We start from the raw sequence: 21,125 nt of genomic DNA, 5'->3' as shown, positions 1-21,125 counted from the left end.
CTCACTGCCCCATGACGTACTTCACGGTGGGTCCCGCCGTCCAGCCGCCGTCGACGGCGAGTTCGGCGCCCGTCACGTAGGAGGCGGCGTCCGAGAGCAGGAAGACCATGGCGGCCGCGATCTCGTGCGGCTCGCCGACCCGGCCCATCGGGGTGTTGGGGTACTTGCCCTCGCCCTTCTCGATGCCGACCTGGGCGGTCATCGGGGTGTACGTCATGCCGGGGTGGACGGAGTTGACGCGGATGCGGGCCGTGCCGAGCTCCACCGCGCCGATCTTGGTGAGGCCGCGCACGCCCCACTTCGACGCGCCGTACCCGGCGGTGAGCGCGAGGCCCATCAGGCCGGCGGCGGAGGAGATGTTGACGATGGACCCGCCGCCGGACTCCTTCATCGCGGGGACGACGGTCTTCATGCCGATGAAGACGCCCGTGAGGTTGATGTCGAGGACCTTGCGGAAGTGCGCGACGGACTCCGACTCCAGGAACTGCCCGGTCGATATCCCCGCGTTGTTCACCAGGCCGTGGATGCCGCCGAACTCGGCGACCGCGAGGTCCGCGACGCGCTGCCAGTCCTCCTCGGACGTCACGTCGTGGTGCGCGAAGCGGGCGCGCTCGCCGAGCTCGGCGGCGACGGCCCTGCCCTCGTCGTCCAGGACGTCGGTGAGGACGACGTTCGCGCCTGCGGCGACGGCCTGGCGGGCGGCCTCGGCGCCCAGGCCGCGGGCGGCGCCGGTGATGACGACGGTCTTGCCGGTGAGGTCGTGCTGGGTCATGAGGTGCCTCCAAGGCGGGGTGACGGGGCGAGCAGCAGGGCGGCCGTGGTCTCGACGAGGTCGGCGAGGAAGAGCTCCTCGCCGACCAGGGGGGCGGTGCCCGCCAGGTACTGACGGGCGCGGTCGCCCATGGCGGCGCCGACGATCGTGAGCGCGAGGTCGAGCCGTTCCAGGCGGAGCGGCTCGGGCAGTTCGGGGGCGAGGCGGGCCACGTGGTCCTCCAGCCGCCCGATCAGCGTCCAGTAGACGGTGCCGTCGATGGTGGGGTGAGGGGTGCGGGTGCGCACGCCGCTCTCGTGGCTGAGCTGGGCTGAGACGCGCAGACAGCGGCGCCCGCGCTCGCTGCGCAGCTCGGTGGCCTCGGCGGACACCAGGGCGGTGAGCAGTCCGCGCAGGTCGGTGTCCTCGCCCGCGCGGGCGAGTTCGGCGGCGAGCACCTGCTCGGTGCGCTGCTGGCGCGCGGCCATCACCGCGTCGAGCAGCCCGCCCCGGGAGCCGAAGTGGTACTGCACCGCGGAGGGGTTGCTCTGCCCGGCGATCCGGACGATGTCCCGGAGCTGGGCCCCGTCCACGCCCTGCTCGGCGAAGACCTCTTCGCCGGCGCGGATCAGCTTCTCCCGGGTCTCGGGACCTGAGGTTCTGGCCATGCGGCCATTCTAATGCTGGCCATTATTAAAAAGCGAGCCGCCCGGTGCGCCGGGCCGTTTCCCGCTGTCCGTCGGTTGACGTGCGTCACCGGGCTGTCCAGGATCTGAGCTGTCGCGGAAACCGACCCGCCGGTAACCTTGCGGGCCCCTGTCGAGGAGGACGACCGCCATGGCGTACGACGCAGATGTGATCGTGATCGGGGCGGGGCTCGCCGGGCTCGCGGCGACCGCGGAGCTCGTCGACGCGGGCCGCCGGGTGATCCTCGTCGACCAGGAGCCCGAGCAGTCGCTCGGCGGCCAGGCGCACTGGTCCTTCGGCGGGCTCTTCTTCGTCGACTCCCCGGAGCAGCGGCGGATGCGGATCAGGGACTCCCACGCGCTCGCCCTGCAGGACTGGATGGGCACGGCCGCCTTCGACCGCCCCGAGGACCACTGGCCGCGCAAGTGGGCCGAGGCGTACGTCGACTTCGCGGCCGGCGAGAAGCGGTCCTGGCTGCACGGGCAGGGGGTCAGGTTCTTCCCCGTCGTCGGGTGGGCCGAGCGCGGTGGGTACGACGCGCAGGGCCACGGCAACTCCGTGCCGCGCTTCCACATCACCTGGGGGACGGGCCCGGGGCTGCTCGCGCCGTTCGTGCGGCGGGTGCGGGCCGGTGTCGCGCGCGGCCTGGTCCAGCTGAGGTTCCGGCACCGCGTCACCGGGCTCTCGCGCAGCGCGGGCAGCCTCGACACGGTCACCGGCGAGGTCCTCGAACCCTCGGCCGTCGAGCGGGGCAAGGCCAGCAGCCGCGAGGTCACCGGCAGCTTCGAGTTCCGGGCCCAGGCGGTGATCGTGACCTCGGGCGGCATCGGCGGCAACCACGACCTCGTACGCGCCAACTGGCCCGAGCGGCTCGGCACTCCGCCCCGGAAGATGGTCTCCGGTGTGCCCGCGCACGTCGACGGGAAGATGCTCGGCATCGCCGAGGCCGCGGGCGCGCACCTCATCAACCGCGACCGCATGTGGCACTACACCGAGGGCATCGAGAACTGGAACCCCATCTGGGACCGGCACGGCATCCGCATCCTGCCGGGCCCCTCGTCCCTGTGGCTGGACGCGCGCGGCGACCGCCTGCCCGTACCGCTCTTCCCCGGCTTCGACACGCTCGGCACGCTGGAGCACATCATGAGGACGGGGTACGACCACACGTGGTTCGTGCTCAACCAGCGCATCATCGGCAAGGAGTTCACCCTCAGCGGCTCCGAGCAGAACCCCGACCTGACGGGCAAGTCCGTGCGGGGCGTCATCGACAGGGCGCGCGCCGACGTGCCGGGCCCCGTCAAGGCCTTCATGGACCACGGCGTGGACTTCGTGGTGGAGAAGGAACTCGGCGCGCTGGTGCGCGGCATGAACGCCCTCACCAAGGAGCCGCTCATCGACGAGGCGGCGCTGCGCCGCACGCTGGCCGCGCGCGACCGCGAGATCGCCAACCCCTTCACCAAGGACCTCCAGGTGACGGCCATCCGCGGCGCCCGCAAGTTCCTCGGCGACCGGCTCATCAGGGCCGCGGCCCCGCACCGCGTCCTCGACCCCAAGGCCGGACCGCTGGTCGCCGTGCGCCTGAACATCCTGACCCGCAAGACCCTCGGCGGCCTGGAGACCGACCTCTCCTCGCGCGTCCTGACCGAGGGCGGCGAGCCGCTCGCGGGTGTGTACGCGGCCGGTGAGGCCGCCGGTTTCGGCGGCGGGGGAGTGCACGGCTACCGCTCGCTGGAGGGCACCTTCCTCGGCGGCTGCCTCTTCTCGGGCCGCGCGGCGGGCCGCGCCGCCGCCCGCGCGGTGAGTTGAGCACCTCTTTGCCAAGCGGGGGTTCTCCCAGGTGGCGGGCGAAGTCCGAGGATTTTGAAACGAGTTGGTGAAGGGGTGGCGAACCGCCGGGCCTTGACGTGGAGTACTGCCTACCGCTTTGCTGTGCGTGATCATCCGTACGCAAGCCGCGCCGGGGAGGGCGTCCCGCGGTGTCTCCACCCCCACCCCCATTGGGCCGTTCCCGCAGGAAGAACGCGGGACACGTCTTCGACGCCGCACTCGACGACGCCGAACTCGTCGCCGCCCGAGCGGCGTTGGCCCAAGGGCGCTGGACCGAGGTCCGCGCGCTGCTCGCCGCCACCGGCGACGACTGGGACCGCAGGGGCCACCGCTTCGACGTGCTCGGCCAGGAGAGCACCACGGCCGCGTGGGCGCGCGACTGGCGGCTCGCCGAACCCGAGAGCCACGACGCCGAGGTGCTGCTCGCCTTCGCCGCCGTGCACAAGGCGCTGCGCGGCAAGGCCCGTTCGGACGCGGTGCGCGCCCAGTGCCGCGAGGCGGCCGCCCGCGTGCCCGCCGACCCGACGCCCTGGCTCGCGCTGCTCCTCCTGGAGCGCTCGCTGGGGCACGAGGAGGACGTCGTACGCCTCTTCGACGAGGTCCGCCACCGCCACCCCGAACACCACCACGCCCACCACCTGATGGTGGCCCGGCTCGCCGAACGGCGCCCCGGCGCGGGCCAGGACCCGCTGCACGAGGTGTACGACTTCGCCTCCTGGGCCGCCGAACAGGCGCCCGCCGACTCGCCGTTGGCGGTCCTGCCCGTCGTCGCGCACGCCGAGCGCTACCGCGTCCTGGCCGCCGCGGGCCTGGAGCCCGCCGACCCCGTCGCCTCCGGGCACTGGACCGGGCGCCGCGCCCGCGGGGTCATGAAGGCCGCCTTCGACTGGTGGCTGGAGTGGGAGACCCCCGACGAGCCGGGCCACCCGCGCTGCCACGTCGACCTCAACTTCCTTGCCCACGCGAAGTCCTGCGAGGGCAGGGCGGCCGAAGCCGCCGCGCTCTTCCACCGCATCGGACGGCACGCGACGCCGGCCCCCTGGTCGTACCCGGACCGGGACCCGACCGAGGCGTTCGACGCCGCGCGGGCCGCGGCGCTCGGCTCGGCCTGACCATGCGTACCCCCGATCAGCACCTCCGAAAGGACGACCGCGCCATGGCGACGGGAAGTTCGAGCACGAGCGGCACCAGAGCCCTCGGCGACCCCACGGGTGACACCGGCATCAGCACGTACAAGGGACAGGAGCGGGCGCTGCGTGCCGGCCGGCTCGGCACGGCGGGGCTGCTGCTCTCCGTGCTCGCCGCCACCGGGCCGCTGATGGTCGTCGCCGGCGTCATGCCCACCACGTACGGCGTGATGGGCGTGGTCGGCCAGCCGCTGCTCTTCCTCGCCCTCGGCGTCGTCCTCGCGCTCTTCAGCTTCGGGTACGCCGAGATGAGCCGGCACGTCCACAACGCGGGCGCGTTCTACGCGTACATATCCCGCGGCCTCGGCGGCACCGCGGGCGCGGGCGCCTCGCTGGTCGCCCTCGTCGCCTACAGCGCCCTGCAGGCGGGCCTGTACGGCATGCTCGGCTTCGAGGTGTCCGGGCTCCTGCGGACGTACGCCGATGTCGAGGTCGCCTGGTGGATCCCGGCGCTCGTGGCGGTCGCCGTCGTCGCGGTCCTCGCCTGGCTGAAGATCGACCTGAACGCGCGCGTGCTCGGCGTCCTGCTGCTCGTCGAGGTGGCGCTCGTCGTCATCTTCGACATCGCGGCGATCGCCGACCCGGCCGAGGAAGGCCTGTCGCTGCACGCGTTCAACCCGGAGACGCTGACCGGCGCGGGCGTGGCCACCTCGCTCTGCTTCTGCATCGCCGCGTTCACCGGCTTCGAGCAGGCCCCCGTGTACGCCGAGGAGACCAGCCGTCCGCAGGTGGTGGTCGCCCGCGTGATGTTCTTCGCCGTCGGCTTCGTCGCGGTCTTCTTCGCGCTGAGCTCCTGGGCGCTCACGGTCGCGGCCGGGCCCTCCGGGATCGTCCCCGCCGCCCGGGAACAGAGCGCGGGGCTGCTGTTCGACCTCACCGAGTCACGGCTCGGCTCCACCTTCACCGACGTACTCCATGTCCTGTTCGTGACCGGCATGTTCGCGGCGATCCTCAGCTTCCACAACGTCGTCGCGCGGTACGCGTTCGCGATGGGCCGCGAGGGCCTGCTGCCCGCCGCGTTCGGCAGGACCAACACCTCCACGGGTGCCCCCGGCACGGGATCGCTGCTGCAGACCGTCGTCTCCGTGGTGGTCGTCATCGGCTTCGCCGTCGCCGACGACGGGACGGCGGGCGACCCGACCGCGCCCGTCCTGCACCTGTTCACCTGGGGCGGCAACATCGGCGCGCTCGGCGTGATCCTGCTGATGGCCACGGCGTCCGTCGCCGTCATCGTCTTCTTCGCCCGCCGCGGCGCGGCGCGCGCGCAGGCCTGGCGGATCACCGCGTCCGCGCTGGCCGCGGTCGGCCTGCTCGTCATCGCGGGCTACACCGTCAAGGACTTCGACGTCCTCGTCGGCGCGGGCGAGGGCTCGGCGCTCAGCTGGGTCCTGCCGGGCATCATCTTCGCGGCGGCGCTGATCGGCGTGGTCCACGGCGCGATCCTGCGCCACCGGAACCCGGATGCGCATGCGCGCATCGGCCTCGGCAACGAGGCGTTCCAGCTGGAGAAGGCCAGCTCGCCGGAGGGGCTGGATTTTCCAGCCCCTCCGGCGATTGAGGAGCGGGGTCCGGGGCGGAGCCCCAGGAGACGGCGCGCTAGATGACCAGCGACAAGAGCAGAACCAACGCTCCGGCCACGACGGAGATGATCGTCTCCATCACCGACCACGTCTTGATCGTCTGCCCGACGTCGAGCCCGAAGTACTCCTTCACCAGCCAGAACCCGGCGTCGTTGACGTGCGAGAAGAACAGTGAACCCGCGCCGATGGCCAGCACGAGCAGCGCCGTGTGCGAGGTCGACATGTCCGCCGCGAGCGGCGCCACCAGACCGGCCGCCGAGATCGTCGCGACCGTCGCGGAACCCGTCGCGAGCCGGATGGCCACGGCGATCAGCCAGGCGAGCAGCAGCGCGGGGATCGACCAGTCCTTGGAGAAGTCCAGGATCATCTGGCCCACGCCGACGTCGATGAGCGTCTGCTTGAAGCCGCCGCCCGCACCGACGATCATCAGGACGCCCGCGATCGGGGCGAGCGACTTCTCGACGGTGGTGGAGAGCCGGTCCTTGGTGAACCCGGCCGCGCGGCCCAGCGTGAACATCCCGACGATCACCGCGGCGAGCAGCGCGATCAGCGGTGAGCCGATGACGTCGAAGACCCGCTGCACGGTGGCCTCGGGGTCGTCGACCACGATGTCCACCAGCGCCTTGGCCAGCATCAGGACGACGGGCAGCAGCACGGTGGCCACGGTGGCGCCGAAGCCGGGGCGCTTCTCCAGGTCCTCCGAGGGGCGCTGCGGGATCATCTTCTCCGGCGCGGGTACGTCCACCCAGCGCGCGGCGACCTTCGAGAACAGCGGGCCCGCGATGATCACCGTGGGGATCGCGACGAGGACGCCGAGGGCCAGCGTGACGCCGAGGTTGGCCTTGACCGCGTCGATCGCGACGAGCGGGCCGGGGTGCGGCGGGATGAGGCCGTGCATCACGGAGAGGCCCGCCAGGGCGGGGATGCCGATCCGCATCAGCGAGTAGCCGCCGCGCTTGGCGACCATCAGGACCACCGGGATCAGCAGGACGATGCCGACCTCGAAGAAGAGCGGGAGTCCGATCACCGAGGCGATGAGCACCATCGCCCAGGGCATCGCGCGTCCGCCCGCCTTGGCGAGGATCGTGTCGACGATCTGGTCGGCGCCGCCGGAGTCGGCGAGCAGCTTGCCGAGGATCGCGCCGAGGGCGATGAGGACGCCGACGCCCGCGACGGTCGAACCGAGGCCGGCCGTGAAGCTCGTGATGGCCTTGTCGAGCGGGGCGCCCGCGAAGGCCCCGAGCGCCAGTGACCCGACGGTCAGCGCGAGGAACGCGTGCAGCTTGAACTTGGTGATGAGCAGGACGATGACGGCGATGCCCGCGAGGACGGCGATCCCCAGCTGGGCGTGGCCCGCCGAGGTGATCGGTTCGACGGGGTCCGCTGCCAACATCTCGACGCTGAGATGGGTCACGGTTGTTTCCTTGTACGAGGGTGCGGGGGCGCCCCTTTAGGGGCGCGGGGAACTGCGCGACCAGCCACATCCGGCCCGCAGACGAAGTGCTTGCTGCTCAGCGCAGTTCGAGGCCGCGAAGCGCCTCGACGGCTCGCTGGGCAATGGCCTCGGGGGAGCCGGCGACATCAACGGCAACCCCCGCCTCATCCGCCCCGAGGGGCTGAAGCGTGGCGAACTGCGAGTCCAGCAGCGCCGTAGGCATGAAGTGCCCCTGCCGATGCGACATCCGCTCCTCGATGAGGGCCCGGTCACCGGCCAGATGGACGAAGACGACACCGGGAGCGGCAGCCCGCAGCCGGTCGCGATAGGCGCGCTTGAGCGCGGAACTGCTGACCACTCCGCCCCGCCCGGCCCTGCCGTGTGCCCACGCGCCGATCGCGTCGAGCCAGGGCCATCGGTCGTCGTCGGTGAGCGGCGTACCGGAGGACATCTTCCGGATGTTCTCCGCCGGGTGGAAGTCGTCGCCTTCGGCGTAGGGAACGCCGAGCCGGTCCGCGAGCAGGGGGCCGATCGTGGTCTTGCCGGTTCCTGCCACGCCCATGACTACGACGACGTGGGGGGTGCTCATCGCTGGTGCCTCGCTGTCTTCATGTCCTCATCGACATCGGCCGCGTCGGCCGGGACCGAAGGGGGTGGTCCCGGCCAACGCGTTCACGCCACTGAAACCCATTAGGTCTGACGAATTCAAGAGCCTGTGACATAAAAGTCTGACTTATTGTTCCCGCGGCTCTCCTCGTAGGCTTTCGTCATGACCGCACAGGCCCGAGGGCTGCACTCCCGCGTACTGGAAAGCCTCGGGCCCGCCATCACGGCGGGCGAGTACCCGCCGGGCAGCGTGTTGCGCACGGACGAGCTGGCCCAGCGCTTCGAGGTGTCCCGCTCCGTGATGCGGGAGGCCGTGCGGGTCCTGGAGTCCATGCACCTGGTCGCGTCCCGGCGCCGCGTGGGCGTGACGGTGCTGCCCATCGAGGAGTGGAACGTCTTCGACCCGCAGGTCATCCGGTGGCGCCTGGCCGGCACCGACCGGCCGCGCCAGCTGCGCTCCCTGACCGTGCTGCGCTCGGCGGTCGAGCCGGTCGCGGCGGGGCTCGCGGCCCGGCACGCCACGGCGGCGCAGTGCGCGGAGCTCACCGAGTGCGCGCTCGGCATGGTCGCCCACTCGCGCGGCCACCAGCTGGAGGGGTACCTCGAGCACGACGTGGCCTTCCACCGGGTCATCCTCAACGCGTCGGGCAACGAGATGTTCGCCCGGCTGGGCGACGTCGTCGCCGAGGTCCTGACCGGCCGCACCGCGCACCAGGTGATGTTCGAGGACCCCGACCCGCCCGCCGTCACCCTGCACGTCAAGGTCGCGGAGGCGGTCAGGGAGGGCGACGCGGTCCGCGCGGAGGCGCTGACGCGGGAGATCGCGCTGGGCGCCCTGGAGGAGCTGGACATCCTCGCGCCCTGAGGCCGGGCCTTTGGGGACGGTCGGCCACAATGGGCGGCATGTCCCGACGCACCGCACGTACCGCACGCCCCACGTCCTGTCCCTGCGGCCACCCCCTCCCGTACGGGACGTGCTGCGGCAGGCTGCACCGGGGCGAAGCCTCGGCGAGCACCCCCGAGGAGCTGATGCGGTCCCGGTACAGCGCCTTCGCGGTGCGGGACGAGGGTTATCTGCTGCGCACCTGGCACCCGCGGACCCGGCCGCCCCGTGTGGAGTTCGACCCCGGGATGCGCTGGGTCGGCCTGGACATCGAGGAGACCACCGAGGGCACCGCGTTCCACTCCACGGGCACCGTGACCTTCCGGGCCCGGTACACCGACGGCGGTCGCCCGGACGCGCTGCACGAGAAGAGCCGGTTCGAGCGTGTGGACGGGGCGTGGGTGTACGTGGACGGCACGTTCATCGACTGACGGGCGAGGGCGCCCCGTAAGGGGCGCGGGGAACTGCGCGATCAGCCACAGGAGACCCGCACACGGACATCGGCCCTGCGGAGTCCCTCACAACACGTCCCCGAACTCGCTCAGCACCCCCGGCGGAGCCAGCGCGTTGACGTAGTGACCGGGCCCGTGGTCCTCGAAGGAGTACGTGAACGGGATGGTCCGCGTCAGCGCGAGCCGCGCCGCGAAGAACGCGAGGGGCGCCACCACCGCGAGCCCCGCCAGGCTGTCCATCTGCGGATAGTGCAGCCCCGGATCGCGCACCTCGGCCCAGCCGCCGTGCCGCGGCCCCCGCGTGAGCGCCGCCAGCGAACGCCCGGCCGCCCGCGCCCTGCGGCCCGCCATCTCCCGCAGCCGCCCGCGCAGCAGGTCGCCCGGGAGCGAGACCGCGTCGATCGCCGTCTCCGCCGCCAGCGACAGCGCGCCCTCGGCCGTCCCGCGCGGCCTGCGGTAGTGGAACTCCCGGCCGAAGGGCGCGTACGGGCCCACGGGCCGCGGCGGCAGGGCGGGCACGACGTCGCGGTCGAAGATGTAGCGCAGGAGGCGGTCGCGCAGCACGTGCTCGCCCCGCGGGTCGGTGGCCCGCGCGCAGGCGTCGGCGAAGTCGGGGCCGCCGAGCAGCGGCTGCCCGAAGGTGTAGACGGCCCGCAGGCGTTCGGCGATCGCGGCGTAGCGGGACTCGTGGGTCAGGACGACGCCCATCAGCGCGGCCATGGCGCCGCCGAGGCTGTGCCCGGTGATGTACAGCGCCTCCATGCCGTCACCGCGTACGCCCTTCTCCTCGGGGTCGACCGACTCGCCCCGCGCGGCCCGGTCGAGGGCCTGCATGATCAGGTGCCGGGTGGCGCGCATGTTGCGGTAGAAACCCGCGTGCACCTGGTGCCGCTCGCCCGCCAGGTCCACCGCGAGCGTCTCGGGGCGCACGTCGGCGTCGGTGAGGATGCTGATGATGTCCTCGGGCTGGGTGCCGCGGTAGCAGAGGATCACGACGCGGCGGTCCTTGTCCTGCACCAGGTACGCGGCGGACGCGATGTACATGGCGTCCACGCGCTGCTCGAAGACGCGGCAGCGGTTCTCCTCCAGGCCGAGCCGCGACATGATCATGGCCACGGTCCCGGGGTCGCCCACCCTGCCGACACCCGCGTACGCGTAGGCGGCGCAGGTCGCCATGGTGTGCGGGACGGGGCCCTCGGTCTCCGGCGGTCCCTTGTCCGCGGCCAGGAGGTCCACCAGGCCCGGGTGGACGGGGAAGACCGCCCGTCCCGGATCGCCCTCGGTGGGCGTCTTGAAGGGGCGCAGCTCGGCGAAGCTCGGTCCCCTGGCGAAGTCGTCCCGCATGGCGTCCTCCCCGACGGGCCTTCGGCGCACCGGACTTGCGAGCACACCACCGGCCGCGGCGCACCGTCAACCGGATGGTGACGCCGCGCCGGACACCCGTCGGGACCCGGCCATCCCACGGGCCCCGCGCGTGGGGCTGGTGGGGAGTGAGGATTCACACGGGGTGTGAACGGGGCACCCATCACTCGTCCTCGCGCGCGCGGGAAGGCCGCCCACGGGCACAAACGCCCTGGCCCGCCCGCCTGTTCGAGGTCCGTGGGGTGCCGCGGACATAGGCGGGAACCGTCGCTGCGGGCGACGGGAGCCACCAGTAGCGTCTGCCTGCCCCCTGTCCCGTACGCAGCCCTCACGTATCCCGTACTCAGCCCTCATGTACGCCGCGCGAAGGAAGTTGGCGCCCGATGACCGACACCGGACAGCACCAGCAGAGTCAGAGTTACGAGCGCTACATGGGCGGCAGCCCCGAAGCGGAGCGACGCCTCTTCGAGCGCCTGGCGCAGGAACTGATGAAGGTCCAGGAGAAGAACCGGCGCGCGGCCAAGGCCGCGTCCCCCGAGCGCGCCCTGCACGCCAAGGCCGCCCTCGGCGTGGAGAACGCCAGCCTCCGCTTCCACGACGACCTGCCCGACGCGCTGCGCTGCGGCTTCGCGCAGCCCGGCGCCGAGTACCCCGCGACGGTGCGGCTCTCCAACGCGAGCGGCATCCGGCAGGCCGACGGCGCGCCCGACCTGCGGGGCGCCGCCGTGCGCGTGGCCGTCTCCGCCGAGGAGAGCCACGACCTGCTCGCCACCAACCACCCCGTCTCGCACGCCCGTGACGCCCGCGAGTTCGTCGCCTTCGCCAAGGCCATGGCGGGCGCCACCAGCACGCTGCAGAAGGCCGTCGGGCTCCTCGTCAAACTCCCGCTCGCCGTCGGCTTCTCCACGGCCACCCGCATGCGCCGCAACGTCCAGGCCGCCGCCCGGCACACCGTGAACAGCCTCGCGGGCGAGACGTACTGGAGTCGCAGCGCCATCCTGTGGGGCCAGGCGGGACCCGTGCGCTATCTGCTGCGCCCGACGGGCAACACCGCCGGGCGCTCCGGCGGCGAGCACCGCGACCCGCAGTACCTGCGGCGTGAGCTGGAGACCCGCCTCGCCCGGCAGGACATCACCTTCGACCTGTGCGTCCAGCGGTACGTCGACGAGCGGCGCACCCCCGTCGAGGACGGCTCGGTGGAGTGGCTGGAGTCCGTGGCGCCCGCCGTGCCGGTGGCCACGCTCACCGTGCCGAGCCAGGACCTCGACACGGCCCAGGCGCGGGCCGCCGGGGGACGCGTCGAGGTGATCGGCTTCAACCCGTGGTTCACCACGGACGACTTCCGCCCCCTCGGCAACCTCAACCGCGCCCGCAAGGCCGCGTACGAAGCGAGTGCCGCGTACCGCCACGGCGTCCGCTTCGTCACCGAGGAGCCGCTGCGCAACAAGGTGCTCGGCGCGCCCGTCGGCGCCGCCTTCCGGCTCCTGAACCGCTATGTGCCCTGGCACAAGCTGCCGGTGGAGATCGGCCTGCTCAACCTCGTCTTCCTGCGCAAGGCCCTGCGCCGCCTCAACCTCATCGACACCGACGTCCACGAGGCGCCGCCCCGGGCCGTGCCCGTACCTCCCGCCCCGGCCGACGAACAGCTGCGCACCGCCCGCTCCTACGACGGCACGTACAACGACCTGTCCAAGCCCACGATGGGCGCCGTGGGCGCCGCCTTCGGGCGCAACCTCAAGCCGGACTACCGGCCCGACCTCTTCGACACCCCGAACCCCGTCACGGTCAGCCGCCAACTCCTGCACCGCGACACCTTCCTGCCCGCGACCTCGCTGAACGTCCTTGCCGCGGCGTGGATCCAGTTCCAGGTGCACGACTGGGTCAACCACCGCCGCCACAAGGTCGGCGGCAAGTCCGTCGAGGTGCCGCTGCCGCCCGGCAGCACCTGGACCAACACCCCCGGCGGGCCCGCCGAGCACGTGATGCGCTTCGCCGAGAACGAGGGGCTGGAGCTGCCCGGCGACCAGCCGCCCATCCTCTTCGCCAACACCGCATCGCACTGGTGGGACGGCTCCGAGGTGTACGGCGAGAACGAACACACCGCCCGGTTCCTGCGCGAGGCCGACGGGCGCGCCGAACTCCGCCTGGACGAAGGGCACCTGCCGATCGGTCAGAACGGCATCCCGCTGACCGGCTTCGCCGACAACTGGTGGCTCGGCCTCAGCGCCATGCACACCCTCTTCGCCCGCGAGCACAACGCGGTCTGCGCCGCGCTGCGGCACGCCTACCCGTCGATGAGCGAGGAGAGCGTCTACCACACGGCGCGCCTCGTCGTCTCCGCCCTCATCGCCAAGATCCACACGGTGGAGTGGACCCCGGCGATCCTGGCCACCGAGGCCATCGACATCGGACTGCACACCAACTGGGACGGCCCGCCCTCCAGTTGGCTCAACAAGCTCGGGCTGTGGCTCTTCGAGGCGCACTCGCTCAAGGGCATCCCCGAGACGCTGCCCGACCACCACGGCGCGCCCTACTCCCTGACGGAGGACTTCGTCACCGTCTACCGCATGCACCCGCTCATCCCCGACGACTTCGAGATGCGCGAGCACCACTTCGGGCAGCGCCTGGAGACGTTGACCTTCAACGACATCCAGGGCGGCGCCGCCGAGGCCGCCATCCGCAAGACGGGCCTCGCCGACACGCTCTACTCCTTCGGCATCGCCCACCCGGGGGCGATCACCCTGCACAACTTCCCGCGCGCACTGCAGCACTTCGAGCGCGAGGGCGAGATCATCGACCTGTCCGTCGTCGACCTGGTGCGCACCCGCAGGCGCGGCGTGCCGCGGTACAACGACTTCCGCGAGGGCCTGCACAAGCAGCGCATCCGGCGGTTCGAGGACCTCTCGCAGGACCCCGAGACCGTCGCGCGCCTCAAGGACGTCTACCGCTCGGTCGACGAGATCGACACCGTGGTCGGCCTGTTCGCCGAGAACCCGCCGCACGGCTTCGGCTTCAGCGACACGGCCTTCCGCATCTTCATCCTGATGGCCACCCGGCGGCTGCAGAGCGACCGCTTCCTGACCGTCGACTTCCGCCCCGAGATCTACACCCCGCTCGGCATCGACTGGGTCCAGAAGGGCGGCATGAAGTCCGTGCTGCTGCGCCACTGCCCGGAGCTCGCGGGCCTGCTGCCGCGTGACGCCAGCGCGTTCGCGCCGTGGCGTCAGGTGCAGTCGATGAACGAGGGGACCGGACGTGCCGGCGGCTGAGGGCGGCCACGGCCACGAGGGCATGGGCGGGCGCGAAGGCATGGCGGGCCACGAGGGCGCGGCGGGCCACGACGGGGCGGCAGGACACGAAGGGCTTGCCGACCTGTTCGGCCGGCCCCTCCTGGAGACGGTCTGGCGCCGCCGCACCCACCGGGTGAGCCGCGGCGCCGCCGTCCCCGCGGGCTCGATGAGCTACCGCTCGCCCCACGAGGCGCGCCCGCTCACCGAGTTGGAGGAGGCGGTGCTGATCGCGCTGACCGGCTGCACCGGCCTGACCATGCCGGACCGTCCCTTCGACGATCCGCGCGACGGCAAGCCGATCATGGCCAAGCCCAACATGACCATGGCGGGCCGCACCGCGGGCAGCCCGGACAACGCGCAGGGCACGCACTTCTTCCTGATCAACGACACGGGTACGTACTTCCTGCGCAGGCTGCCTCCCGCGCCCTCCACGCCCCTGGACGCCGCCGCTCTGGTGGAGCGGGCGCGGCAGGCGAAGGTGCGCGTCCTCGACCACCGCCTGGACGTCGCCGACGGACTGCGCGACTTCCCCGCCTACCTGGACTCCAACCGCTTCCTGTCCAACCTCCCGGGAACGACCGTCCTGTTCCCGGTGGTCGACCTCTCCCACCAGTACGTCAACGCCCTGATGTACCTGCTGACCCAGCCGGACGACGTCCGCCCCACGCTGGTCGACGACCGCAACTTCTACCGCCCGGCAGGCGTGAAGAAGTGGGTGCGCAACGGCTTCCTCAACGGGGACATCAAGCTGCCGCTGGGCGCGCTCGGCCCGCTGCGCACCCAGATCGAGGCGGACCTGCTCCTGCAGAACCTCATGCTGACCGCCGAGGCGATGGGCCTCGGCGCGTGGATCCACGCCTCCATCAACCCCCAGATCGCCCTGGGGGACCCGAAGTTCTCCCGGACCTACGGCAGGATGCTCGGCTTCACCTTCGTCACCCCGCGCTGGCGCCTGCCCGACCTGTGGCGCTGGCACGTCCCGCTGCCCAAGTACGCGGCGGTGCGCTCCCACCCGGTGGGGCTCACCTCACCCGAGGGCGAGCCCCTGATCGAGGCGGCGTGCCCGCCCGCGCACCGCACGATGAAGGAGGCGGTGGACGCGGTGATCCGCGCCAAGTTCGGCCCCGGTGGCGTCTACGGCGACAAGGACGTCTTCGCCCGCATCTACAAGGAGGAGTACGGCCAGCGGTACCTGGCGGAGGCGAGCGAGTACGAGGACCGGGTCATCGCCTGCGCGCGGGACATCTGCGAGTACATCCTGACGACGCACCGCCGTTTCCCCGCGCACACGGACGCGATCCACGTCCCGGGGGTGTGGCTCCAGGTCCACCACGTCGAGACCGAGTACTACGAGAAGTACTTCGCGGACGGCCTGACGGCCGCGCATCGTTGCCACGAGGGCTTGTGGGACGGCTGATCCCCCCGCCACGGGGCTCCGCCCCGGACCCCGCTCCTCAAACGCCGGAGAGGCTGACTTGTCAGCCTCTCCGGCGTTTGAGGACGGACTCGGCGGAGCCGGTGACCGACCGAGCCCCGGCCGGCGGAGCCGGAAGATTCGGGAAGGGGCGGGATCGGGGAGAAGGAACCGCCGTCACACCAGCGAAGGCACCGCACAGTCGATCAAGAAGGGGCCGGGCTCCGCGAGCCCCCGTTTCAGCAGCGCCGCGAACTCCTCCGCCGTGGCGGCCCGTTCCGCCGCCACCCCCATGCCCCGCGCCAGCGCGACGAAGTCGAGCGGTGGGGCGGAGAGGTCGAGGAGGCGGCGCGAGCGTGCGCCGCCGGAGACCGCCCCCACCGCCCCCAGCTCCAGGTTCAGGATCGCGTACGAGCGGTTGGCGAAGACGACCGTCGTGACGTCGAGGCCCTCCCGCGCCTGCGTCCACAGGGCCTGCGGCGTGTACATCGAGGCCCCGTCACCGACCAGCGCGAGCACGGGCCTGTCCGGGCAGGCCACCGCGGCCCCGACGGACAGCGGAAGGCCCTGCCCCATCGAACCGCCGGTCAGCGTCAGCCAGTCGTGCGGCGGCGCCCCCGCGGTCGCCCCCGGCAGCCAGATCCCGGAGGTGTTCGCCTCGTCGACGACGACGGCACCCTCCGGCAGCAGCGCCCCGATCACGGCGGCGGCCGACTCGGCGGTGAGGTCACCGGAGGGCAGCGCGGGCCTGACCGCCCCCACGTGTACGGGGCTCGCGCCCGGGCCGACCACCTCGGCGAGCCCTTCGAGCGCCGCCGTCACGTCCTCCGTGCCCGCCGCGAGCACATGCACCCCGCACCCCTCGGGAACGAGGCCGCCGCTCTGCCCCGGATAGGCGAAGAAGGCGACCGGCGACGCGGCCCCGGCCAGCACCAGGTGTCGTACGCCCGCGAGTTGGCGCTGCGCGCCGGACGCGAGGTAGGCGAGCCGCTCGACGCCGGGGCGCCCCGCGCCCCGCTCAAGGCGCGCGGGGAAGGTCTCGCACAGCAGCTTCGCCCCGGTGGCCGCGGCGACCCGCGCCGCGGCCGCGAGCCCGGCGCCGCGCGCCGCGTCCCCGCCGAGCAGCAGGGCCACGCCCTCGCCCGCACCGGACCGCAGCGCGGCGGCGGCGCCCGTCACCGCGTCCACCGACACGAGCCCGCGCCGCGCCGCGGGCGGCGGCGCGGCGGCCCTCGGCTCGCCCGCCTGCGACCAGGACACGTCGGCGGGCACGATCAGCGTCGCGATGGCACCGGGCGGCCCGGTCGCCGCCGCGACGGCAGCGGCCACGTCACCGGCCAGTTCGGTGGCGTAATACGTACGTCGCGTCCAGGCCGACACGGTGCGGGCGAGCGCCCCGATGTCGGACTCCAGGGGCGCGTCGAGCCGTTTGTGGTGCAGGGCGTGGTCGCCGACGACGTTGACGACGGGCGTCGCGGCCCGCCGCGCGTTGTGCAGGTTGGGCAGGCCGCCCGCGAGGCCGGGGCCCAGGTGGAGCAGCGTGCACGCGGGCTGCCCCGTCATCCGCCCGTACCCGTCGGCCGCGCCCGTGGCCACGCCCTCGAAGAGGCAGAGCACGGGCCGCAGCTCCGGCACCTCGTCGAGCGCGGCGACGAAGTGCATCTCGGAGGTGCCGGGGTTGGCGAAGCACGCGCGGACGCCCCCGTCCACGAGGCCCTTGATCAGGATCTGCGCTCCGTTCGGCATGGCAATCCGCCTCTGCTCGGTGCCGAGGGCGCGCGATGGCCGGCTGCGCCCGGTGCGTGGGGGAGGCCAGTCTTCACGGGGTGCGGCCCGGGACGGCAGCCGGGATCCGGCCAGCCGCCGGGGGAGTGCCGGGGCCGAACCTGCGGCGGTAGTCGGACGGGCTGAGCCCCGTCTCGCGGCGCAGCCTGGCGCGCAGATTGGCGGCGGTGCCGAGCCCGCTGCGGCGCGCGACCACGTCCAGGCGCTCCTCGCCGCGCTCGATGAGTCGGCAGGCCAGGGCCACGCGCTCGCCGGTGAGCCAGGCCAGCGGGGTGGTGCCGAGCTGGGCGCGGAAGCGGCGGTGCAGGGTCGCGGGGCTGACCCCGGCGCGGGCCGCGAGGCCGGCCACGGTGAGCGGTCCCGCGCCCGCCCGCCCCGGCTGCGCGCCGTCGCCGAGCCGCTCCTGGGCCCAGGCGAGGAGGGGCGCGAGCGAGGCGTCGGGCACGTCGGGCACGGGGCGCTCCACGAACTGCCGCTGTCCGCCGTCCCGGTGGGCGGCGAACACGAGGCGCCTGCTCACGGAGTTGGCGACCTCCGCGCCGTGGTCGCGGCGCACGATGTGCAGGCCCAGGTCGAGGGCGGCCGAACTGCCCGCGGCGGTGAGGATGTCGCCGTCGTCGACGAAGAGCACGTCCGGTTCGAGCCGGACGGCCGGAAACCGCTCGCGGAAGGCGTCCGCCCACTGCCAGTGCGCGGTGGCCCTGCGCCCGTCGAGCACTCCGGCCTCGGCGAGCGTGAAGGCGCCGCTGCAGAAGCCGACCAGACGCGCCCCGCGCGCGTGCGCCCGCCGGACGGCGTCCAGGACGGCGGGCCGCCGGGGCACCTCGGTGTCCGGCCTGTTGGGCACGATCACCGTGTCCGCTCCGTCCGCCGCGTCGAGCCCGGCGACCCCGGTGAGCGTGAAGAACCCGTCCCGCATCAGGGTGCCGGGCTCGGGCGAGCAGAGCGTGAAGTCGTAGAGCTCACGGCCCAGTTCCGGCCTGCGCAGTCCGAACACCTCGGTCGCGCAGCCGAGTTCGAAGGGGTTGGAGTTCTCGTCGACGATGACGACGACGCGGTGGAGCGGTGTCCGGACCGCGGACTGAGAGGATTCTTGCGCCATGTGCGATTTCTAGCACTCACGGAGGGGGCGCGTCACCGCCGAGGATCGGCCCATGAACAGCGAACCCGCCGCCATGGCCGTCGAACCCGCCACCAAGAACGACGGATCCACCGCCAAGAACAGCGAACCCGCCGCCGAGAACAGCGAACCCGTCTCCCTCGACCGGGCCCTCGCGTCCTTCGACGCCCTGTGGAGCCCCCGCATCGTCACCTCCGTCAACGACTACGACGTACGCGTCGCCAAGGTCGAGGGCGAACACGTCTGGCACGTCCACGACGAGACCGACGAGTTCTTCCTCGTCCTCGGCGGTGAACTCCACATCGATCTGCGCGAACCGTCGGGGGAGCGCCGGGTCACGCTGCCCACGGGATCGGTCTTCACGGTCCCGCGCGGCACGTATCACAAGCCGTCCGCCCCCGAAGGCGCTCGCATCCTCGTCATCGAGCCCACCGGGACCTCGACGGTCGGCGACCGCCACGAGGAGGTCCCGGACCACGTGGACGTGACGACGGGACACGCGCTCACCGTCTGATCCGCAGGACGGGCTCTAGCCGAGCCCGGGGACCGTCGAGATCAGCAGGTCGATCAGCTTGATCCCGACGAACGGCGCGACGAGCCCGCCCAGGCCGTACAGCGCGAGATTGCGGCGCAGCAGGTCGTGCGCGGAGGCCGGGACGTAACGGACCCCGCGCAGGGCCAGCGGGATCAGCGCGACGATGATCAGCGCGTTGAAGATGATCGCCGACGTGATCGCCGAGGTCGGGCTGTGCAGGCCCATGATGTTCAGCGCCTCGAGGCCCGGATACGTGCCCGCGAACATGGCGGGGATGATCGCGAAGTACTTCGCGACGTCGTTCGTGATCGAGAAGGTCGTCAGGGCGCCCCGGGTGATGAGGAGTTGCTTGCCGATCTCGACGATCTCGATGAGCTTGGTCGGGTTGGAGTCCAGGTCCACCATGTTCCCGGCCTCCTTGGCGGCCGAGGTGCCGGTGTTCATGGCCACGCCGACGTCGGCCTGGGCGAGCGCGGGGGCGTCGTTGGTGCCGTCGCCCGTCATCGCGACCAGCTTGCCGCCCTCCTGCTCCTGCCTGATGAGGGCGAGCTTGTCCTCGGGCCGCGCCTCGGCCAAGTAGTCGTCCACGCCCGCCTCCTGGGCGATGGCGCGGGCGGTGAGCGGGTTGTCACCGGTGATCATGACGGTGCGGATGCCCATCCGGCGCAGCTCGGCGAAGCGCTCCCTGATGCCGTCCTTGACGACGTCCTTGAGGTGGACCGCGCCCATCACCCGCGGTCCGTCCCAGTCGTGCACCGCGACGAGCAGCGGCGTGCCGCCCGACTGCGCGATGGCGTCGGTGTACGCCCGTGCCTCGTCGGGGACGTGGCCGCCGTACATCTGGACCCATGCGATCACCTGCGCCGCCGCGCCCTTGCGGATGGCGCAGCTCGCCCCGTTCTCCCAGCGCAGGTCGACGCCGCTCATCCGGGTCCGCGCGCTGAACGCGACGAACCGCGCCTGGCTCAACTCGCCGTCCGCGGGCTCCCGCAGCCCGTACGCGTTCTTCGCGAGGACGACGACGGAGCGGCCCTCGGGCGTCTCGTCGGCGAGTGAGGAGAGCTGGGCGGCGTCGGCCAGGGCGAGTTCGTCGACGCCGGGCATCGGCACGAACGCCGCAGCCTCGCGGTTGCCGAGCGTGATGGTGCCCGTCTTGTCGAGCAGCAGCGTGTTGACGTCGCCCGCCGCCTCGACCGCGCGCCCGCTCATCGCGAGGACGTTGCGCTGCACGAGCCGGTCCATGCCGGCGATGCCGATCGCCGAGAGGAGCGCGCCGATCGTGGTGGGGATGAGGGTGACGAGCAGGGCGACCAGGACCGTGGTGGACTGGGCGGCCCCCGCGTACGAGGCCATCGGCTGGAGCGAGACGACGACCAGGACGAAGGCGACGGTCAGCGCGGCGAGCAGGATGTTGAGCGCTATCTCGTTGGGCGTCTTCTGCCGGGACGCCCCCTCGACCAGGGAGATCATCCGGTCCAGGAACGAGTTGCCGGGCCGCGAGGTGACCCGTACGACGATCCGGTCCGAGAGGACCGTCGTGCCGCCCGTGACACCGCTGCGGTCGCCGCCCGACTCGCGGACGACGGGCGCGGACTCGCCGGTGACCGCGGACTCGTCGACCGCGGCGACGCCCTCGACGACCTCGCCGTCGGCCGGGATCACCTCGCCCGCCCCGACCAGGACGAAGTCGAAGGGCTGCAGCTCGGCGGCCGCCACGGCCTCCGTCGTCGCGTGGTCGACGTCGGTGCCGACCCGCCAGTTGTCGCGCAGGCGCAGCGCCACCGTGTCCGTGCGGGCCTTGCGCAGCGAGGCGGCCTGGGCGCGGCCGCGGCCCTCGGCGACCGCCTCCGCGAGGTTGGCGAAGATCACCGTCAGCCAGAGCCAGGCGCTGATGACCCAGGTGAACACGGCGGGGTGCAGCACCGCGGAGAGCGTGGTCAGCACGGCGCCGACGGCGACGACGAAGAGCACCGGGGTGCGGACGAGCGCCCGCGGATGCAGTTTGCGCACGGCCTCGGGGAAGGAGGCGATCAGCTGGCGGGGTTCGAAGAGCCCGGCGGGACGGCGGCGTCGCGCGGCGCGCGGGGGGCCGGCGGGGGAGGGCGGGGCGTCGGGGGCGGCCGGTGCCGCGGGCGCGGGGGCGGGGGGAAGCATGCCGAGGAATCTAAGGCTCCAGGTGTCGTGAAAGCCCCGCTGACGAGGGGTATTTGC

16 protein-coding genes are annotated in these 21,125 nt (G+C 72.6%); 8 read left to right on the top strand and 8 right to left on the bottom strand.

The features are described 5' to 3' along the window. Position 1 precedes the first annotated feature (1 nt). Both ACZ4D5_RS25725 and ACZ4D5_RS25720 read right to left on the bottom strand, forming a co-directional pair. Positions 2-772, bottom strand: coding sequence for a glucose 1-dehydrogenase (locus tag ACZ4D5_RS25725; RefSeq protein WP_467774741.1), 771 nt, complete (start codon positions 770-772; stop codon positions 2-4). Then, the gene (locus tag ACZ4D5_RS25720; RefSeq protein ID WP_467774740.1) at positions 769-1,419 is read right to left on the bottom strand and encodes a TetR/AcrR family transcriptional regulator; all 651 of its coding nucleotides are present in this window, start codon (positions 1,417-1,419) and stop codon (positions 769-771) included. The genes ACZ4D5_RS25725 and ACZ4D5_RS25720 overlap by 4 nt, the downstream gene beginning before the upstream one ends. Positions 1,420-1,588: 169 nt before the next feature. Between ACZ4D5_RS25720 and ACZ4D5_RS25715 the strand changes: the two genes are divergently transcribed. The 3 genes from ACZ4D5_RS25715 (at position 1,589) to ACZ4D5_RS25705 (ending at position 6,056) form a co-directional block, all read left to right on the top strand. Further along, entirely contained in the window at positions 1,589-3,244 is a 1,656-nt protein-coding gene (locus ACZ4D5_RS25715; protein ID WP_467774739.1) for an FAD-binding dehydrogenase, read from the top strand. 170 nt (positions 3,245-3,414) lie between these two features. Next, positions 3,415-4,377, top strand: a complete 963-nt coding sequence (locus ACZ4D5_RS25710; protein ID WP_467774738.1) for a hypothetical protein — start codon at positions 3,415-3,417, stop codon at positions 4,375-4,377. Positions 4,378-4,421: 44 nt separating this feature from the next. Next, positions 4,422-6,056 (top strand): APC family permease, encoded by a 1,635-nt coding sequence (locus ACZ4D5_RS25705; RefSeq protein WP_467774737.1) that lies wholly within the window; start codon positions 4,422-4,424, stop codon positions 6,054-6,056. Here ACZ4D5_RS25705 and ACZ4D5_RS25700 read toward each other — a convergent pair. Continuing rightward, positions 6,049-7,446 (bottom strand): GntT/GntP/DsdX family permease, encoded by a 1,398-nt coding sequence (locus tag ACZ4D5_RS25700; protein WP_467774736.1) that lies wholly within the window; start codon positions 7,444-7,446, stop codon positions 6,049-6,051. The genes ACZ4D5_RS25705 and ACZ4D5_RS25700 overlap by 8 nt on opposite strands. 97 nt (positions 7,447-7,543) lie before the next feature. Continuing rightward, positions 7,544-8,056: a gluconokinase gene (locus ACZ4D5_RS25695; RefSeq protein WP_467774735.1), complete on the bottom strand. Its 513-nt coding sequence runs from the start codon at positions 8,054-8,056 to the stop codon at positions 7,544-7,546. Positions 8,057-8,236: 180 nt separating this feature from the next. Here ACZ4D5_RS25695 and ACZ4D5_RS25690 point away from each other — a divergent pair, with 180 nt between their 5' ends. Together ACZ4D5_RS25690 and ACZ4D5_RS25685 are read left to right on the top strand one after the other, a co-directional pair. Next, positions 8,237-8,938 carry a FadR/GntR family transcriptional regulator gene (locus ACZ4D5_RS25690; RefSeq protein ID WP_467774734.1) on the top strand — a complete coding sequence of 234 codons (702 nt, stop codon included), beginning with the start codon at positions 8,237-8,239 and terminating at the stop codon, positions 8,936-8,938. Between the two features lie 38 nt (positions 8,939-8,976). Next, positions 8,977-9,387: a YchJ family protein gene (locus tag ACZ4D5_RS25685; protein WP_467774733.1), complete on the top strand. Its 411-nt coding sequence runs from the start codon at positions 8,977-8,979 to the stop codon at positions 9,385-9,387. 87 nt (positions 9,388-9,474) lie between these two features. On the opposite strand, the gene ACZ4D5_RS25680 is transcribed toward ACZ4D5_RS25685, so the two are convergent. Further along, positions 9,475-10,752: a lipase family protein gene (locus ACZ4D5_RS25680; RefSeq protein WP_467774732.1), complete on the bottom strand. Its 1,278-nt coding sequence runs from the start codon at positions 10,750-10,752 to the stop codon at positions 9,475-9,477. Positions 10,753-11,153: 401 nt separating this feature from the next. Here ACZ4D5_RS25680 and ACZ4D5_RS25675 point away from each other — a divergent pair, with 401 nt between their 5' ends. Continuing rightward, positions 11,154-14,039, top strand: coding sequence for a peroxidase family protein (locus ACZ4D5_RS25675; RefSeq protein ID WP_467774731.1), 2,886 nt, complete (start codon positions 11,154-11,156; stop codon positions 14,037-14,039). After that, entirely contained in the window at positions 14,026-15,477 is a 1,452-nt protein-coding gene (locus tag ACZ4D5_RS25670) for a hypothetical protein (protein ID WP_467774730.1), read from the top strand. Before ACZ4D5_RS25675 ends, ACZ4D5_RS25670 begins: the two co-directional genes overlap by 14 nt. Before the next feature lie 174 nt (positions 15,478-15,651). On the opposite strand, the gene ACZ4D5_RS25665 is transcribed toward ACZ4D5_RS25670, so the two are convergent. Together ACZ4D5_RS25665 and ACZ4D5_RS25660 are read right to left on the bottom strand one after the other, a co-directional pair. Next, complete coding sequence (locus ACZ4D5_RS25665) at positions 15,652-17,220, bottom strand: acetolactate synthase large subunit (RefSeq protein WP_467774729.1); 1,569 nt, start codon at positions 17,218-17,220, stop codon at positions 15,652-15,654. A gap of 73 nt (positions 17,221-17,293) precedes the next feature. After that, positions 17,294-18,361 (bottom strand): GlxA family transcriptional regulator, encoded by a 1,068-nt coding sequence (locus tag ACZ4D5_RS25660; RefSeq protein ID WP_467774728.1) that lies wholly within the window; start codon positions 18,359-18,361, stop codon positions 17,294-17,296. Between the two features lie 52 nt (positions 18,362-18,413). Between ACZ4D5_RS25660 and ACZ4D5_RS25655 the strand changes: the two genes are divergently transcribed. Next, positions 18,414-18,893 (top strand): cupin domain-containing protein, encoded by a 480-nt coding sequence (locus ACZ4D5_RS25655; protein ID WP_467774727.1) that lies wholly within the window; start codon positions 18,414-18,416, stop codon positions 18,891-18,893. 15 nt (positions 18,894-18,908) lie between these two features. Here ACZ4D5_RS25655 and kdpB read toward each other — a convergent pair whose 3' ends face one another. Beyond that, a complete protein-coding gene (kdpB, locus tag ACZ4D5_RS25650; RefSeq protein WP_467774726.1) occupies positions 18,909-21,068 on the bottom strand; it encodes a potassium-transporting ATPase subunit KdpB in 2,160 nt (719 codons plus the stop codon). Between the last annotated feature and the right edge of the window lie 57 nt (positions 21,069-21,125).

The sequence above is a fragment of the Streptomyces sp. NPDC025651 genome, assembly GCF_055558735.1.
Note: the sequence above shows the minus strand (reverse complement) of the source record. Positions and strands in the feature narration are given on the sequence as shown.

Coding starts and splice junctions, on each gene's coding strand:
- ACZ4D5_RS25715 (WP_467774739.1), top strand. CDS start 1,589: ATGGCGTACGACGCAGATGTGATCGTGATCGGGGCGGGGCTCGCCGGG.
- ACZ4D5_RS25720 (WP_467774740.1), bottom strand. CDS start 1,419: ATGGCCAGAACCTCAGGTCCCGAGACCCGGGAGAAGCTGATCCGCGCC.
- ACZ4D5_RS25660 (WP_467774728.1), bottom strand. CDS start 18,361: ATGGCGCAAGAATCCTCTCAGTCCGCGGTCCGGACACCGCTCCACCGC.
- ACZ4D5_RS25685 (WP_467774733.1), top strand. CDS start 8,977: ATGTCCCGACGCACCGCACGTACCGCACGCCCCACGTCCTGTCCCTGC.
- ACZ4D5_RS25665 (WP_467774729.1), bottom strand. CDS start 17,220: ATGCCGAACGGAGCGCAGATCCTGATCAAGGGCCTCGTGGACGGGGGC.
- ACZ4D5_RS25655 (WP_467774727.1), top strand. CDS start 18,414: ATGAACAGCGAACCCGCCGCCATGGCCGTCGAACCCGCCACCAAGAAC.
- ACZ4D5_RS25725 (WP_467774741.1), bottom strand. CDS start 772: ATGACCCAGCACGACCTCACCGGCAAGACCGTCGTCATCACCGGCGCC.
- ACZ4D5_RS25705 (WP_467774737.1), top strand. CDS start 4,422: ATGGCGACGGGAAGTTCGAGCACGAGCGGCACCAGAGCCCTCGGCGAC.
- ACZ4D5_RS25675 (WP_467774731.1), top strand. CDS start 11,154: ATGACCGACACCGGACAGCACCAGCAGAGTCAGAGTTACGAGCGCTAC.
- ACZ4D5_RS25680 (WP_467774732.1), bottom strand. CDS start 10,752: ATGCGGGACGACTTCGCCAGGGGACCGAGCTTCGCCGAGCTGCGCCCC.
- ACZ4D5_RS25690 (WP_467774734.1), top strand. CDS start 8,237: ATGACCGCACAGGCCCGAGGGCTGCACTCCCGCGTACTGGAAAGCCTC.
- ACZ4D5_RS25695 (WP_467774735.1), bottom strand. CDS start 8,056: ATGAGCACCCCCCACGTCGTCGTAGTCATGGGCGTGGCAGGAACCGGC.
- kdpB (WP_467774726.1), bottom strand. CDS start 21,068: ATGCTTCCCCCCGCCCCCGCGCCCGCGGCACCGGCCGCCCCCGACGCC.